Raw genomic sequence first — 15,732 nt, forward strand, 5'->3', positions numbered from 1 at the left:
TGTGCAACGGCCCGCTCCGGGGACTGGTGCCGGGGGGGCGCCCGTGTACCTTTGGTGGCCTTCCGCCGGCCCCGCGGCCGGCCGTGGGTCCCGGTCCCGCTGTGAGGCGTTCGACGTGAGCCAGCTCCAGCCAATTTCGACCCCCGCGGGCGACGCTCCCGCGCCGACGGTCACGCGCGAGGCGATCGCGACGGCCGACCGGGTCGTCCTCAAGGTGGGGACGGGCGTCGTCACGCACGACGATGGGACGATCGCCCTCTCTCGCCTCTTCCGCGTCGTGGAGAGCGCGAGCCGTCTGCGGCGGGAGGGCCGGGAGGTCCTCATCGTGACTTCGGGAGCGGTAGGCCTGGGACGCGTTGCCCTCCAGCTTCCCGAGCCACCCGAGACGGCCGAACTCAAGCAGACGTGCGCCGCCATCGGCCAGAGCCGGCTCATGGAACTCTACCAGCAGGGGTTCGCCCGGCTCGGCGTCACCTGCGCGCAGATCCTCATCACGTGGACGGACTTCGATGACCGGGTCCGCTACCTGAATCTGCACGAGACGCTCCAGAGTCTCTTCCGGCTCGGCGTCGTCCCCGTCGTGAACGAGAACGACGCGATCTCGCTGAACGATCGCGTGTACCGGGGGACGGGAAAGCGGCCGATCTTCGACGACAACGACCGACTGGGAGCGCTGGTCGCGAGCGAACTGGCGGCCGACCTGATCGTGCTTCTCACGGATGTGCCCGGGGTCATGACGGCGGATCCCAGGCGCGACCCGGAGGCGCGGCTCGTCGGCCGGATCGACCGGCCCGATGAGCACGGGCTCGACGTGGACGGGCGCTCCGGGCTCGGCCGGGGCGGGATGGCGAGCAAGCTGGAGGCGGCCCGGGTCGCTTCACGCGGCGGCTGCCACACCGTCATCGCGTCGGGGGTCGATCCGGGCGCGCTCGACCGCGTGCTGGCCGGCGAGGAGGAGGGGACGTGGATCCCGCCTCGCGCCGCCCTCTCTTCGCGCAGCCGCTGGATCGCCTACTGTTCACACCCGCGCGGGACGCTGGTCGTGGCGGAGGGCGGGGCCGAACGTCTCCAGGGCGGCGAGTCGTTGAGAGCCGCGGACGTCGCGCGGGCGGAGGGCGCGTTCCGGCGAGGCGATGTGGTCGAGGTTCGTGCGCCCGATGGATCCCTGGTCGGCCGGGGCGTCGTCGCGCTGGACTCGCGGCTCGTCCTTCAGGCGATCTCCCACCGGGCGGGTGCGGGCGTCCAGGTCGTGGGACGGGAGCATATCATCCTCAAGGAATCCTGATGGAAGCAACTACATTGAAGCGGGAAGCGACGGAAACGCTGAGGGAGCGGGCGGCCGGAGTACGGACGGCGCAGCGCACCATCGGTAGTGCCCCGGCGGAGCGCCGGACGGCGGCGCTGCGCGCGCTGAAAGCCGTGTTGATCCGCTCGCGGGCCGAGATCTCGCGGGCGAACGACGAGGACCTGGCGCGCGCGGCGGAGGAAGGGCTTTCCGGATCCCTCCTCCACCGGCTGGGGCTCCCCGATGCCAAGCTCGAGAGCCTGCTCGAGGGGATCGACGCGCTGGTCGAGGGCGAGGACCCGATCGACCGCGTCCTCACGCGCACGGAACTGGATGACGGTCTCGTCCTCGAGCGTGTGCGCAGCCCGCTCGGCGTCCTGCTCATCATCTTCGAGAGCCGGCCCGACGCGGTGATTCAGATCGGGTCCCTCGCCATCCGCTCCGGGAACGGCGTCATCATGAAGGGCGGTCGCGAGGCGGCCCGCTCGAACGAGGTGCTCGTCGGCTGCCTGCAGCGGGCGCTGGAGGAGGCGGGTCTCGATCCCCGGGGCGTCCTCGGCGTCCCGGACCGGCGGGACGTCGACGAACTGCTCGCGCTCGACGACCTCATCGATCTCGTGATCCCGCGGGGGTCGGGGGCGCTGGTCCGCTCGATCCAGGAGCGCAGCCGGATCCCGGTGCTGGGGCACGCGGAGGGCGTGTGCCACCTGTACGTGGACGCATCGGCGGATCCGGAGATGGCTCTACGGCTGGCCGTGGATGGGAAGTGCGACTATCCCGCCGCGTGCAACGCGACCGAGACGCTGCTCGTGCACGAGGCCTTCCTGCCGCGGCTGGGACCGGTCGGAGAGGCGCTCCGCAAACGCGGCGTCGAACTTCGCTGCGACGAATCCTCGCGCCGGGTCCTGCCGTGGGCCGAGGCTGCCTCCGAGGAGGACTGGGGACTCGAGTTCGGCGACCTCACGCTGGCGGTGCGGACCGTGGCCGGTCTCGAGGAGGCCGTCGACTTCATTCACGCGTACGGGAGCAGCCACACGGACGCGATCGTGGCCGAGGACCCGGCCGTCGCCGAACGGTTCCTGAAGGCCGTGGACGCGGCGAGCGTGTTCCACAACGCGAGCACCCGCTTCGCGGACGGATTCCGCTATGGGCTCGGGGCGGAGGTGGGGATCAGCACGGCCCGCATCCACGCCCGTGGGCCGGTCGGCGTCGAAGGCCTCCTCACGACGCGCTGGCTGCTGCGCGGCGAGGGGCAGGGTGCCGCGGACTACGGCCCCGGCAAGCGCAGCTTCACGCACCGACCCCTGGACGCGAACGGCTGACGACGGAGGGGGCCGGTCCGGCCGCTACTGGATGCGGCGGACGCGGATGTTGCGGTACCAGACGGGGTCGCCGTGGTCCTGGACGCCGAGGTGGCCCTCGTGGTGCCGGCCGTAGTCGGGCCACTCCACGAACTTGCTCCCCGCCACCAGCGCCTCCCATTCGGTGGAACCGATCTCGTACTCGACGACCTGGACGCCGTTCAGCCAGTGGACGACCTGGTTGCCGTGGCGGACGATCCGCGCCTCGTTCCACTCGCCGGCCGGGTTCGAGACGTCCCCGGGAGGCGCGTGCAGGCCGTAGTTCGACCCCGCCGACGTGAGCGGATTGCCGCCGTCGTAGTGCCCCGCGTTGTCGAGGACCTGCATTTCCGGGCCCGATTCGAACGCGCGCTCGGTGTTCTCGGAGATGCCGAAGAAGATCCCGCTGTTGCCGCCCTCGCCGACCCTCCACTCGAGGCGCAGGTCGAAGTCCGTGTAGGTGTCGCGCGTGATGAGCGTCCCGCCTCCGACACCGGGCGTGAAGGCGAGCGCGCCCTCCTTCGCGCTCCAGCCCGCGGGGACGCCGTCCATCCGGAACCCCCGCCACGCGTCGAGCGACTCCCCGTCGAAGAGGAGTTCGAAGCCGTCGGCGACCTCCGCCGCGGAGAGTTGGTTGGCGGCCGCCTGCGTCTCGACGTCATCGTCCTCGGCGACGGCTCCCTCCGTCCCTGACCCGGCCTCCGCCTGCCCGCACCCCGACACGGCGCCCGTCCCGAAGATCACGAGGGCCCATTTCGCCGGGGACGACAGCTTGAACGAATCGATACGTCGCTTCACGTCTGCACTCCGGTTTCGGGTCAGAGTCGGGCGGCTGGTCTCACGGTAGATCCGGCGCTTGACGGCCACAACCGCGGACGTCCGTCTCCTAGCGGCGGCCGCCGGCGATGCGGGCGGCCTCGGGGCGGCGGCGGAGAGCGAGCATGCTCCAGGTGCCGAGGGCCGGGCCGATGGCGAGGGGCGCGAAGGCCCACTCCCAGCCGAACCATGACTCCCACACCGGGATGAGGCGGATCGTGGCGATCGTGAGCAGGAAGCCGATCGCCGTCTGCAGCGTGAGCGCGGTGCCCACGTACTCCGGTTCGGCGAGTTCGCTCACACAGGCGGAGAACTGCGCGGAGTCGGCGACGATCGCGAACCCCCACACGAGGCAGACCGCCGCGATCGGCCAGATGGGGCCACCGAACAGGGGCCCGATGACGAGACAGCAGGCGCCGCTCACTACCATGCTCCAACTCGTCACGGCCGTCCGCCCCACGCGGTCCGCGAGCACGCCGGCCGCGGCCGCGCCCAGCCCTCCGGCGGCGATCGTCCCGAAAGCCAGGTACGAGGCGAGGGAGGGGGTCGTGCGCGCGTTCGGGTCCGCCGCGAAACTCGCCGCCAGGAAGGCGGGGATCCACGTCCACATGGCGAAGAGTTCCCACATGTGCCCGAAATAGCCGCCGTTGGCGAGCATCGTCGCGCGGTCGGCGAACATGCGCCGCACGGCGCGGGGATCGAAGGGCGCGGCCGGCGCCTGGTGGGGGCCCGCGCGGAGCCCCGCCGCGGCGAGCAGTGCCGCCACGATCGCAAAGCCCGAGGCGAGCAGGAGTACGGGCCGCCAGGCGCCGATCCCTCCGAGCGGCCGGAGCAGATGGGGCATCGCGCTCCCGACGGCGAGGGCGCCGATGAGGACTCCGATCGCCATTCCGCGCCCGGCGCGGAACCACCCGGCGACCATTTTCATCCCGGGCGGATAGACGCCCGCGAGGGCTACCCCCGTCACGAACCGGAGGAAGACGGTGAGGGCGAGCCCGTCCGCGAACACGGCGATCGCGGCGGTGGCCGCCGCGCCGAGGAGGGCGGACCCGGCGATGAGCCGGCGCGGGTCCCACACGTCGGAGAGCGTGAGCAGCGCCGAGAGGACCGCGCCCGTGGCGAAGCCAAGTTGAACGGAGGTCGTGAGCCAGGCTGCCCCGGAGTCGTCGAGCCCCCACGCCTCGCGCAGCTCCGGCACGACCGCGCTGGCCGAGAACCAGAGGCTCATCGCGAGCAGATCGACCAGCGCAAGCAGCGCGAGCTGTCCCGCTGCCCGCGCACCGGTGTCCGGCGAGCGCGGGGTCATGAGCGTCGGCGGCTGCGGGCGGGCGATAGCGTAGTCAGTCCTCCGGGTTACCCCTCGCGGTCGGCGAATTTCTGCTGCAGGCTTCGCACCACGGCGGGGTCCGCGAGCGTCGTCGTGTCGCCCAGCGCCCGTCCCTCCGCCACGTCGCGCAGGAGGCGCCGCATGATCTTCCCGCTCCGCGTCTTCGGCAGCTCGGCGGCGAAGATGAGGTCGGCCGGCCGCGCGATCGCGCCGATCTGCGCCGCCACGTGCCCCCGCAGTTCCTGGCGCAGCGCCTCGGAGGTCTCCGTCCCCTCCACCACGCTCACGAACGCGGCCACCGCCTGTCCCTTGATCTCGTCCGAACGCCCCACGACCGCAGCCTCCGCCACCGCCTCGTGGTCGACCAGCGCGGACTCCACCTCCATGGTCCCGATCCGGTGCCCGGCCACGTTCAGCACGTCGTCCACGCGGCCCATGATCCAGTAGTAGCCGTCGTCGTCCACCCGCGCCCCGTCGCCGGGGAAGTAGATGTCGGGCCACTTCGACCAGTACGTCTCGCGGTAGCGCTCCTCGTCACCCCAGATCCCCCGCAGCATCCCCGGCCACGGCGACGTGATCGCGAGGTAGCCGGACTCCGCCGGATTCCCCTCCTCGTCGAGGATCGCCGCCTCGATGCCGGGGAAGGGAACCGTCGCCGTCCCCGGCTTCGTGGTGATCGCCCCCGGGAGCGGCGTGATCATGATTCCGCCCGTCTCCGTCTGCCACCACGTGTCGACGATCGGGCAGCGGCCGCCGCCGATGTGGCGGTCGTACCAGACCCACGCCTCGGGGTTGATGGGTTCGCCCACCGTCCCGAGCAACCGGAGCTTCGAGAGGTCGTAGCCCGCCGGCCAGTCGTCCCCCCACCTCATGAAGGCGCGGATCGCCGTCGGCGCCGTGTAGAACACGGTCACGGCGTAGTTCTCGCACAGATCCCAGAAGCGGCCCCGGTCCGGCCAGTCGGGCGACCCCTCGTACATCACCACCGTCGCGCCGTTCGAGAGCGGGCCGTAGACGATGTAGGAGTGGCCCGTGACCCACCCCACGTCCGCCGTGCACCAGTAGATGTCGTCCTCCCGGAGGTCGAACACCCACTTCGACGTCGCGGTCACCTGCGTCATGTAGCCGCCGGTCGTGTGCATCACGCCCTTCGGCTTCCCCGTCGTCCCGGAGGTGTAGAGGATGTAGAGCAGGTCCTCCGAATCCATCGGCTCGGCGGGGCAATCGGCGTCCGCCGCGGCGATCAACTCGTGGTACCAGTGGTCCCGGCCTTCGGTCATGTCGCACGACGGCGTGTCGACCCCGTCTCCGTGGGGCGCGGCCTCAGGGTCGGTCACGGCGGAGCGCTGGACGACGACGACGCTCTTCACGTAGTCGAGACCCTCGATCGCGGTGTCCGTGCTCGCCTTGAGAGGGATGATCCCGCCGCGGCGATATCCCCCGTCCGCCGTGATCACGCACGTGGCGTGGGCGTCCTCGATCCGATCGCGAAGGGACTGCGGCGAGAAGCCTCCGAAGACGACGGAATGCGGGGCCCCGATGCGCGCGCAGGCGAGCATGGCGACGGCGGCCTCCGGGACCATGGGGAGATAGATCGCGACCCGGTCGCCCTTACCGATGCCGAGCCCCTTGAGCGCGTTCGCGAAGCGGCACACCTCATCGTGCAGTTCGCGGTACGTATAGCGGCGTACGTCTCCCGGCTCGCCCTCCCAGATGAGCGCCGTCTTCGAGCCCCGCGCTTCGAGGTGGCGGTCGAGGCAGTTGTGCGCGGCGTTGAGCGTGCCGCCGAGGAACCACTTCGAGAAGGGAGGGTCCCACTCCAGCACCGTGTCCCAGGGCGTGAACCAGTCGAGCCGGCGCGCCCACGCCTCCCAGTACGCCTCGCGGTCCCGGTCGGCCTCGTCGTAGGGGCCACGATCGCCTACGTGGGCGGCCGCGACGAAGTGTGCCGGCGGCTCGAAAATCCTCTGTTCGTCCAGCAGGACGTCGATCTCCCGGTGCTGTTCGGTCATGGAATCGCTCGAATCGGAGGGCAGAAACGGACGGGCGCGCTTGTCACGGAGCCGCCGGGGGCACCATTTAGCGGGCCGGCCGGGGGCCGCACGGCGTGACAGTAGACGACGCCCGGCGGCGCAGGCAAGAACCCGGCGCCCCGTTGCGACGAAGCACGGAGTTTGATGACCGAAGACACGCTGGCCCTGATCCTGATCATCGCCGGATCCCTGGGCGCCCTCCTCGCCCTCGCCTTCGGCATCTGGGTGGGGCTCGGCTCTCCCGGGCTCTACGACAAGTACGCGCCGACGGGAAGGGCGCCGCGCACGTCGCCCTGGCGCTGGCTGCTGGAAGGCCGGCAGCGCGCCCGTGCGAGCCGCTTCGACGCGGTGATGCGGGATACGGAAGCCGAAGAGGGAGAAGACGAGGGGGAGGAGCCCGAGCGGTACTCGTCGAAACCGGACTTCAGCCGGGGGCGTCGCTTCAGGCGATGAGTCCGGGGCGGTGACTTCGCCGGCCGACCGCAACGCACGGGTGCGCCGCATTCTCCTGTGGGTCCTGCTCGCGAACGTGGCGGTGATCGCGGCGAAGTTGCTCGTGGGGCTGCGTACGGGATCGATCGCCGTGCTGGGCGACGCGGCCCACTCGGGTGTCGATGCGATCAACAACGTCGTGGGTCTCGCCGCGATGCGCCTCGCGGCCGCCCCGCCGGACGCCGAGCATCCCTACGGACACGGCAAGTTCGAGACGCTCGCGGCGCTCGCCGTGGCGGCGTTCCTCTCCGTCACCTGCTTCGAACTCGTGCAGAGCGCGCTCGACCGCCTGATTCGAGGCGGGGCTCCCCCGGATATCGAACCCGTGATGATGGGCGTGCTCGCCGCGGCGCTCGTCGTGAACGGGGCGGTCGCGCTGGGCGAAGCGCGGGCGAGCCGGAGGTTGTCGAGCGAGATCCTCGCGGCCGACGCGCGGCACACCGCGTCCGACGTCCTGGTTACGGCCGGAGTGCTGGTCGGGCTTGCGGTCACCGAGTGGACCGGCTGGGCCCCGGCCGATGCGTGGCTCGCCCTCGCCGTGGCGCTCGTCGTGGCGCGCTCCGGATACAAGATCTTCCGCGAGACCATCCCCGTCCTCGTCGACGAACGGGCCGTCGATCCGCGGGAGATCGAAGGCGTGGCGAGCGCGGTGCCCGGCGTGCGCGCCGTGACGGGGGTTCGTTCGCGCGGCAAGTCGGTCGGGCGCTTCGCGGAACTCACGATCCGGGTCGCCCCCGGCGAAACGGTGGTCAGCGCCCACGAAATCGCCGATGAAGTGGAGCGGAAGGTCGCGGCCCAGATCGGATTCACCGACGTGACCGTGCACGTCGAACCGCACGATTAGCCCGGAGTCGGCTCAACGACCCAGAGGCAGTGATCCGCCCCCGTGGCTTCGCACTGTGGGTGCGAGACGCCGCCCTCCCCTCCCCGATACGTGCGGAACGACTCGTCGACGATCCCCGACAGGATTTCGCAGCCGCGTCCCCCCTTATCGGCTGTGGCCAGCACCGGGAGTCCGCGTTCGATCACGAGCCCGTTCATCCCCTTCGCAATCCGGATCTTCGAGGTGGGGCTCAGACGGCGGGCGATTTTCTTCACTCGCCCCCAGGCGAGGATCCGGCGGAGACCGGAAGGGATCAGCCGCCAGCCGAAGCGCAGGGTCAGGCGTGCGCCGCGGCCGAACGCCTCATGCGTGACCCGGCGTCCCGTGGCGGCGAAGATCTCCGGAGCATCGATCCGTTTCGCGACGAGTTCGAACAGGCTCGCGACTTCGGCGGCGCGCACATCCCCGCCATCCTCCTCGTAGCGGCGAATCTGCTTGAGCACGACACTCGACAGCCCCAGCCGCCGGCGCAGGTTCAGGGAGAGGTCCATTTCCTCGAGTTCCCGCGGATCTTCGGGCGTGTCGAGGTCCCTGAGGGTCAGCAGGAGGGCGAGCGGAATGTGAACGGGGATCTCGCCCTCGAACTCCCCGTCTTGTGCGCGCGGAGAATCAACCGGCATCATGGGTCGCAAGGCTACGGCGGCACTTCCGGGCCTGCAAGCGGCGCGGACGCCGGGGCCCCCCTTAATGGGAGGCGTCATGAATGCACCCGTCTCGAAGGAAACCACCCACGCCGTGCTCCGGGTCACCGCCGGCCTCATGCTGTGGCAGCACGGAGCCCAGAAGCTCCTCGGAATGTTCGGCGCGACCGCCGTCGAGTCCTGGTTCGCGTGGCCGCGCGGCATCGCGGGACTCATCGAGTTCTTCCTGCCGATCCTCATCATTCTCGGGGTCCGGACGCGGTGGGTCGCCTTCATCCTCACGGGGCACTTCGCGGTCGTGTACTGGTGGCGCCACTTCTTCGCGCGCGACATGGAGTTCTGGCCGATCGTGAACGGCGGAGAACTCGCCATCCTGTACTGCGCCATCTTCCTCTTCCTGTGGACGACGGGCAACGGGAAGTTCAGCCTGGACCACATGGTCCCCGGCCCCGGCCGGGAGGAGTAGCCTCAAGTTGTTCGGTCGCCGTTCCGGCCCCATCTTGTGCGGCCGGACGGCGGCCGCCGCAGGGTGCCGCCGTCTCGGCTTTTGCCACGCGCTGCTGGTGCATCTCCCCGGCGTGATCCCGTAGACGGAGCGGACCCGCGACCCATGTACGACCCGAGCGCCATCGAATCCCGATGGCAGGACTGGTGGGAGGAGAACGGGACGAACGAGCCCGACCTCGACGCTGCCGAGCGTCCGTTCTTCAACCTCATGATGTATCCGTATCCGTCGGCCGAGGGGCTCCATGTCGGGAACCTGTACGCCTTCACGGGGGCCGACATTTACGGGCGTTTCCGACGCCTGCTGGGCGATGACGTCTTCGAGCCCATCGGATACGACGCGTTCGGTATCCACTCGGAGAACCACGCGCTCAAGGTCGACACGCACCCGATGGAGTTGATCCCCTCGAACATCCGGAACTTCGAACGGATGCTGAGGGCGGCGGGTCTCATGGCGGACTGGTCCCGCACGGTCGATACGACGGATCCGCGCTACTACAAGTGGACGCAGTGGATCTTCATCCAGCTCTTCAAGGCGGGCCTGGCCGAGAAGAAGGAGGCCGCGGTCAACTGGTGCCCGAAGGACCAGACGGTCCTCGCGAACGAACAGGTCATCGCCGGCCTCTGCGAGCGGTGCGACACCGCGGTCGAACAGCGCATGCTGAGCCAGTGGTTCTTCCGGATCACGGACTACGCGCAGCGTCTGCTCGACAACCTGGACTGGATCGACTGGTCCGAAACCACGAAGACGGCCCAGCGCAACTGGATCGGCCGCTCCGAGGGCGCGCGGCTGCACTTCCCGCTCTCGGGCGTTGCGGGGGGGGCGGCCGCCGCGGACGCCTCGGGCACTGAGGACTCGGATCGGATCGAGGTGTTCACGACGCGCCCCGACACGCTCTTCGGCGCGACGTTCATGGTGCTGGCGCCGGAGCATCCCCTCGTCGAGAGGCTCACGACGGACGAGCGGCGCGCCGACGTGGAGGCCTACGTGCGCGCGGCCGCGGCGATCGACCTCGTGGAACGGCAGAAAACGGACGAGCGCGAGAAGACCGGCGTGTTCACGGGCGGGTACGCGCGGAACCCGGCCACGGGAGAGGACATTCCCGTGTGGGTCGCCGACTACGTCCTCATGGACTACGGCACCGGCGCGATCATGGCCGTGCCCGGGCACGATCAGCGGGACTTCGATTTCGCGCGCCAGTTCGGGTTGGGCGTCGCCCAGGTCGTGTGCTCCCGCGCGGCGCTCCCGGAGGGCGCGGATCCGGCGGATGTCGGGGGAGCCGAGGCGGAGGCCGCCTTCGTCGAGCACACCGCCGATGAGATTCTCGTGAACTCCGGACGTTTCAGCGGCATGGAGGCCGACGCGGGCGGGCGCGCGATCACCGAGTGGCTGGCGGAGCGCGGATTCGCGGCGGCGGAGGTCAACTACCGGCTCCACGACTGGTGCATCTCCCGGCAGCGGTACTGGGGGCCGCCGATCCCCATCATCTACTGCGACGACTGCGGCCCGCAGGCGGTGCCGGAGGAGGACCTCCCCGTCGTCCTTCCCTTCGTCGAGGATTTCCGCCCCACGGCGACGGGCGTGAGTCCGCTCGCGCGCGACCCGGCGTTCCACGCGGCGGCGTGTCCGGCGTGTGGCGCCGAGGCCCGGCGCGAGACCGACGTCTCCGACACCTTCCTCGATTCGGGCTGGTACTTCCTGCGCTATCCCTCGACCGAGTTCGACGACCGTCCGTTCGACTCCGCGCGGACGCGGGAGTGGCTACCCGTCAGCAGCTACATCGGAGGCGAGGAACACTCCGTCCTCCACCTCCTCTACTCCCGCTTCCTCACGATGGTGCTGCACGACCTCGGGCACCTCGAGTTCGAGGAGCCGTACGACCGCTTCCGCAAACACGGCCTCCTCATCAGGGACGGCGCCAAGATCTCGAAGTCGCGCGGCAACGTGATCCTTCCGGACGAGTACATCGCGCGGTTCGGCGCGGACACGTTCCGCATGTACCTGATGTTCCTCGGCCCCTTCCAGCGGGGCGGGGATTTCCGCGACAGCGGCCTCGCCGGGCCCGAGCGCTTCCTGAAGAAGGTGTGGGACAGCGTGACGGCCGCGGCCGAGGCGGGGCGCACGGGGTTCGACGACGCCGACGTGGAGCGGGCGCTGCACGCCACGATCCGGCAGATCTCGGAGGACCTCGAGGCGCTGAGCTACAATACGGCGATCGCCGCCGCGATGGACTACCTGAACACGCTGCGCTCCGGCGGGCGCACGGCCTCGATCGATGAGGTGCGGCCGCTCGTGATCATGATCGCGCCGGTCGCGCCCCACATCGCCGAGGAGTTGTGGGCCCGGCTGGGGGGCGAGTCCAGCATCTTCGATCACGCCGAGTGGCCGGCCTGGGACGAGAGCAGGCTGGTGGTCGACGAGGTCGAACTTCCGGTGCAGGTGAACGGCCGGCTGCGGGCGACGATCCGGGTCGCGCGCGGAGCCCCGGAAGACGTCGTGCGCGAGGCGGCGCTGGCCGAGGCGAACGTGATCCGGCGCCTCGACGGGGTCGCGATCCGCAAGGTGATCCACGTCCCGGACCGCATGCTCAACCTCGTCGTCTCCTAGCGCGGCGTCCGCGTCGAGCCAGACGCCAGGGAGTCCGTCACCTGCCCCCTACCACTCGACGGACCCTTCCTCGCCGGTGTCGATCGAAGCGGCGGTGCCCTCCTCGCCGAAGAGGTGAATCCGGAGGTTCTTGTAGAGAAACTCGCGCGCCGCGGATTCGTGGAGCTTGAGCCCGTAGTGGTTGATGAGGAGCATCTGCCGCTCCTTCCACTCTTCCCAGCAGGCGGCGCAGATCTCGGCCACGATCCGCTCGCCGAGTTCGCTCGGGAACGGGACGCGATCGATCCGGCCCTGGTCGTCGCGGTCGCAGCGCACGCAGGCGAACGGTTCCGTCATCTCGAACCCAGAAGCCGCGTCAGGGCCTCCCACGGGTCGCCGCCCGCGGCCTCCCGCATCAGCGCTTCGACGGCGGGCACCAGCGCGCCGTGCGACTCGTACACGCGCTCGAAGTCATCCAGCCTCGTGTAATAGAGGAGGCGCGAGATGATCCACGCGTTGTCGAGACCGTCCGGGTCGATCGAGGCGTACCGCGCGTGCAGCCGCGGCTTGTACTCCGTGTCGAAGCGCCGGGCCGCCGCCTCGAACACCTCGCGCTTGGCCGCCCGCTTCGCGTCGTCCGGCAGCGTGGACGCGTACACCTCTTCCAGCGGCGCGAGAATGGAGTGGAAGAAGTGACCGAATACGCGCGTGTCCTCCCATCTCCACCGCGCCCGTTGGCAGGCACTCTCGTCCGCCACCGCCTCGCAGAAGAACTCGATCGCGCCGCGGTGCCCGACGAAATTCGCGAAGCTCTCGTTGAAATCCGCCTGACCCGTGGGGAAGTACGTGCTGTGCGTGATCTCGTGGATCACGGTCTCGACGAGCCCCAGGCTGTCGAGCCGCAGCGTCGTCGACATGATGGGGTCGGGGAACCAGCCCAGCGTCGAGAAGGCGGAGACCGGCCGGAGCGAGACGTCATAGCCTTCCTCCGCCAGGCTGGCGGCCTCCGCGCGGGCGTCGTCGAAGTCGAAGTATCCCTTGTAGGGAAGGTGGCCGACGATGGGGAACCACCACGTCTTCCAGCGCAGGGCGAACTCCGGGGCGGCGAGCACGTTCAGGACCAGCGTATCGCGGTTGAGTTGCGCGAAGGACTCGTAGCTCGCCCCCGCGCGCAGCTTCAGGTCGCGTTCCGCGAAGTCTCTCGCGTCGAGGACGAGCCGCAGCTTGTCGCGGGTCTCGCGGGCCACGGTCGTGTCGTGGATCACGGCCCGGATGGGGCGGCGCGCCGAGAGGATGCGGGCTTCCTCCCAGCCGGCGCGCAGGACGTACGCCGGGGAGCAGCCGCCCGCGCACACCAGGATCAGGACGAGCGCGGCGCGCGCGCGGGAAATCGGGAGGCGGGCGCTCCCCGGGCGCGCGGTGCTCACGCGCACCTCACGTAGTGGAGGTGTTCGCGCACGTCGTCGCGCAGGTAGCTCCGCTGGGGGCCATCGGCGTCGCTCCGGTAGCGGCGGTAGGGCCGGTCGTGGAACTCGTACGTGTCGGGCAGGCCGCGTTCGCGCAGCGCGTCTTCGATGGCGGCTCGGTCCAGATGCCCCTCGTCGTTGTAGCTGAACAGGATGTGGCGTCCGTCCGCGGCCTCCAGCACCTCCCGCAGCGCGTCCGGAGCCCGGTGCTTCCGGCACCAGTCCGAGCGCTGCGCTTCGTCGGGTATGAGTCCCGCCTTCCCCCGAATCTCTGGCGGCGTGGCCCAGCCGAGCGCGAGGAGTTCGGGGATGTGATAATACGCGGGATACTGCCGGCCGTTGTAAGGGGGGTCGAGATAGACGAGATCGACGGGACCGACGGATTCCAGCAGACGGGCGGCGGGTCCGCGAAACGCGCTGCAGGCGCCGGCCCCTTCCCGGCGCGGGGTCGGTTCGATGGGGCGGAGTTCGAGCGGGCGCAGGGCGTTCGGCTGCATCGTCTTCACGAAGGAGGCGTATACGCCCGTGGTGTTCGCGACCCGGTCGGCGGCCTCGATGAGCGTCGCGATCAGAAGTTGGGCCGCGGCTTCGCTGTGCGAGGCCCCGCGCGTCCAGCGTTCGATCCGCGTCCGGACACGATCGATCTTCCGTCCGTTTTCGGGGGAGAAGTACATGCGTCCGTGCTCGCGGCCGGCGGTGCCGTCGCTCGTGTAGTGCTCCGAGATGAACCCGCGGGCCGGACGCCCCCCGTCCTGGTGATCGCCGACGCCGTCGATACCGTCCGGATCATCGAATTCGACCAGTCCCTCGAGCACGGTGCGGTAGCCGATCTCCCGCTTCCCGTTGCGGGCCGCCGCCGGGAGGAGCGAGGCGGGATACCGCGGGGGCGCGTCGAGCTGGACTCGTGCGACCTGGAGGGCGTAGGACGACGCCATGAGGTCGCCCGCATGGACCTGCCAGCCTTGCTCCTTGAGCGCCGCGGACACGCTGGCGGTGCCGGCGAACGGGTCGCATGCGACGCCGGGTGCCGCCTGGAACCGATCCACCGCTTCCAGCAGGAAGGGCACGAGCTTCGTTTTGTTCCCGAGATAGCGCACGCGGGAGAATATGGAGACGGGATGCGGGCGAAAAGCTCCGGGGCGCGGTCGTGAACGCCGGGGCGCGCCTCACGGCGGCGGCCGCTGGCGTCGCGCTCGCTGCGGCGCCCCTGCTTCGGCGCACCCGACCGGACATCGCGCAGGCGGTGGCGGCCCGCCGGCGCGCCACCGCGGAACTGGCCGCCTGGGGACGGGGCCGGGAGCCCGGACCGCTCGTGTGGCTGCACGGCGCTTCCGCCGGCGAACTGCTCGGTGCGGCGCCGGCGATCCGGCGTCTGCGCGGCTCCCGGTCCCGACCGCGCCCCGGCGCGCGGGCGCAACTCGTCGTCACGCACGGCTCGCCGTCGGGCCGCGCGGCGCTCGCGTGGCTGGATCCGGATCATTCGGGCCCGCCGCCGCTCGACCGCGCGCTCGACTGCGATGCGGCGCTCGCCGCCGTGCGGCCCGGCCTGCTCCTGTTCGCGAAGCTGGACGTCTGGCCCGGGCTCGTGGCTGCGGCCGCACGGGCCGGCGTGCCCGCCGCGCTCATCAACGGCACCGTCCGCGACGGGAGCCGGCGCTCGGGCGCCCTCGCCCGCCGGCTCTTCCGCGCATCGTATGCGCGGCTGGACGCGGTCGGCGCCGCGACCCCGGCGGACGCGCGGCGACTCGAAGCGCTCGGCGTCCGGCCGGGAGTGCTGGCGGTAACAGGAGACGCGGCGTTCGACCTGGCGCTCGAACGGGCGGACCGCGCTCGCGCGGACGGTTCGGCGGCGTCTTTCCGCGCCGTGTTGGGAGCCGCGGACGGTGCGGCCCCGCGCCTCGTCGCCGGCTCGACGTGGCCTGCCGACGAACGCGCACTGCTCGATGCCGCGGCGGCCGTGCGACGGGATGGCGGCCCGGGCTGGCAGTTCGTGATCGCGCCGCACGAGCCGACCGCCGCGCACGTCGACGCCCTCGTCGCGTCGTGCACGGCCCGCGGGGAACGCGTCATCCGCTGGAGCGAGATCGGCGATTCCGCCGCCGAACCCGACGCCTCCGTCGTCGTCTTCGACGAGGTCGGCCGGCTCGCGGAGCTGTACGCGGCGGGCGACGTGGCCTATGTCGGCGGCGGCCTCGGGGGCACCGGGCTCCACAACGTGCTCGAGCCCGCCGCGGCCGGGCTGCCCGTCGTCTTCGGCCCGCGCCACGACCGGGCCGACGCCCGCGCCCACCCCTCGGCCCGCCGCCGGCTCCTCTCCCCCGCCGGCGCGCTCGCCGACCTCTCGCATATACACATCTA

General features: G+C 70.8%; 14 protein-coding genes. 7 read left to right on the plus strand and 7 right to left on the minus strand.

Annotated features, from left to right (window positions below):
• Positions 1-115 precede the first annotated feature (115 nt).
• Both proB and RN901_RS06185 read left to right on the plus strand, forming a co-directional pair.
• Positions 116-1,285, plus strand: coding sequence for a glutamate 5-kinase (gene proB, locus RN901_RS06180; RefSeq protein WP_310757035.1), 1,170 nt, complete (start codon positions 116-118; stop codon positions 1,283-1,285).
• A complete protein-coding gene (locus tag RN901_RS06185) occupies positions 1,285-2,607 on the plus strand; it encodes a glutamate-5-semialdehyde dehydrogenase (RefSeq protein ID WP_310757037.1) in 1,323 nt (440 codons plus the stop codon). Before proB ends, RN901_RS06185 begins: the two co-directional genes overlap by 1 nt.
• Before the next feature lie 24 nt (positions 2,608-2,631).
• Here the strand turns inward: RN901_RS06185 and RN901_RS06190 are convergent, their stop codons facing one another.
• The 3 genes from RN901_RS06190 to acs form a co-directional block, all read right to left on the minus strand.
• On the minus strand, positions 2,632-3,423 hold the full coding sequence (locus RN901_RS06190; RefSeq protein ID WP_310757038.1) for a DUF1080 domain-containing protein: 792 nt from the start codon (positions 3,421-3,423) through the stop codon (positions 2,632-2,634).
• Positions 3,424-3,511: 88 nt separating this feature from the next.
• Positions 3,512-4,747, minus strand: coding sequence for an MFS transporter (locus RN901_RS06195; RefSeq protein ID WP_310757040.1), 1,236 nt, complete (start codon positions 4,745-4,747; stop codon positions 3,512-3,514).
• Positions 4,748-4,794: 47 nt separating this feature from the next.
• Complete coding sequence (gene acs / locus RN901_RS06200) at positions 4,795-6,780, minus strand: acetate--CoA ligase (protein WP_310757042.1); 1,986 nt, start codon at positions 6,778-6,780, stop codon at positions 4,795-4,797.
• 165 nt (positions 6,781-6,945) lie between these two features.
• On the opposite strand from acs, the gene RN901_RS06205 reads away from it, so the two are divergent.
• On the plus strand, positions 6,946-7,254 hold the full coding sequence (locus RN901_RS06205; RefSeq protein WP_310757044.1) for a hypothetical protein: 309 nt from the start codon (positions 6,946-6,948) through the stop codon (positions 7,252-7,254).
• 10 nt (positions 7,255-7,264) lie between these two features.
• Positions 7,265-8,137 carry a cation diffusion facilitator family transporter gene (locus RN901_RS06210; RefSeq protein WP_310757046.1) on the plus strand — a complete coding sequence of 291 codons (873 nt, stop codon included), beginning with the start codon at positions 7,265-7,267 and terminating at the stop codon, positions 8,135-8,137.
• Here RN901_RS06210 and RN901_RS06215 read toward each other — a convergent pair.
• Positions 8,134-8,799 carry a hypothetical protein gene (locus RN901_RS06215; protein ID WP_310757048.1) on the minus strand — a complete coding sequence of 222 codons (666 nt, stop codon included), beginning with the start codon at positions 8,797-8,799 and terminating at the stop codon, positions 8,134-8,136. The genes RN901_RS06210 and RN901_RS06215 overlap by 4 nt on opposite strands.
• A 76-nt stretch (positions 8,800-8,875) precedes the next feature.
• On the opposite strand from RN901_RS06215, the gene RN901_RS06220 reads away from it, so the two are divergent.
• On the plus strand, positions 8,876-9,283 hold the full coding sequence (locus tag RN901_RS06220; protein WP_310757050.1) for a DoxX family protein: 408 nt from the start codon (positions 8,876-8,878) through the stop codon (positions 9,281-9,283).
• Between the two features lie 144 nt (positions 9,284-9,427).
• Positions 9,428-11,929, plus strand: a complete 2,502-nt coding sequence (gene leuS / locus RN901_RS06225; RefSeq protein WP_310757052.1) for a leucine--tRNA ligase — start codon at positions 9,428-9,430, stop codon at positions 11,927-11,929.
• 48 nt (positions 11,930-11,977) lie between these two features.
• On the opposite strand, the gene RN901_RS06230 is transcribed toward leuS, so the two are convergent.
• From RN901_RS06230 to RN901_RS06240, 3 genes are read right to left on the minus strand one after another with little or no spacing between them, the layout of a single operon-like run.
• Entirely contained in the window at positions 11,978-12,265 is a 288-nt protein-coding gene (locus RN901_RS06230; protein WP_310757054.1) for a Fe(2+)-trafficking protein, read from the minus strand.
• Positions 12,262-13,335 carry an aminopeptidase gene (locus tag RN901_RS06235; protein ID WP_310757056.1) on the minus strand — a complete coding sequence of 358 codons (1,074 nt, stop codon included), beginning with the start codon at positions 13,333-13,335 and terminating at the stop codon, positions 12,262-12,264. The genes RN901_RS06230 and RN901_RS06235 overlap by 4 nt, the downstream gene beginning before the upstream one ends.
• Positions 13,332-14,471 (minus strand): DNA adenine methylase, encoded by a 1,140-nt coding sequence (locus RN901_RS06240; RefSeq protein ID WP_310757058.1) that lies wholly within the window; start codon positions 14,469-14,471, stop codon positions 13,332-13,334. Before RN901_RS06240 ends, RN901_RS06235 begins: the two co-directional genes overlap by 4 nt.
• 50 nt (positions 14,472-14,521) lie before the next feature.
• On the opposite strand from RN901_RS06240, the gene RN901_RS06245 reads away from it, so the two are divergent.
• The coding region (locus RN901_RS06245) for a glycosyltransferase N-terminal domain-containing protein (protein ID WP_310757059.1) at positions 14,522-15,732 on the plus strand (1,211 nt) is incomplete at its 3' end.

This window comes from Candidatus Palauibacter soopunensis (assembly GCF_947581735.1).
Classification (GTDB): domain Bacteria; phylum Gemmatimonadota; class Gemmatimonadetes; order Palauibacterales; family Palauibacteraceae; genus Palauibacter; species Palauibacter soopunensis.

Excerpts from the sequence above, each read along its gene's own strand:
- RN901_RS06185 (WP_310757037.1), top strand. The coding sequence starts at position 1,285 with ATGGAAGCAACTACATTGAAGCGGGAAGCGACGGAAACGCTGAGGGAG.
- RN901_RS06205 (WP_310757044.1), top strand. The coding sequence starts at position 6,946 with ATGACCGAAGACACGCTGGCCCTGATCCTGATCATCGCCGGATCCCTG.
- RN901_RS06220 (WP_310757050.1), top strand. The coding sequence starts at position 8,876 with ATGAATGCACCCGTCTCGAAGGAAACCACCCACGCCGTGCTCCGGGTC.
- leuS (WP_310757052.1), top strand. The coding sequence starts at position 9,428 with ATGTACGACCCGAGCGCCATCGAATCCCGATGGCAGGACTGGTGGGAG.
- RN901_RS06230 (WP_310757054.1), bottom strand. The coding sequence starts at position 12,265 with ATGACGGAACCGTTCGCCTGCGTGCGCTGCGACCGCGACGACCAGGGC.
- RN901_RS06215 (WP_310757048.1), bottom strand. The coding sequence starts at position 8,799 with ATGATGCCGGTTGATTCTCCGCGCGCACAAGACGGGGAGTTCGAGGGC.
- RN901_RS06195 (WP_310757040.1), bottom strand. The coding sequence starts at position 4,747 with ATGACCCCGCGCTCGCCGGACACCGGTGCGCGGGCAGCGGGACAGCTC.
- acs (WP_310757042.1), bottom strand. The coding sequence starts at position 6,780 with ATGACCGAACAGCACCGGGAGATCGACGTCCTGCTGGACGAACAGAGG.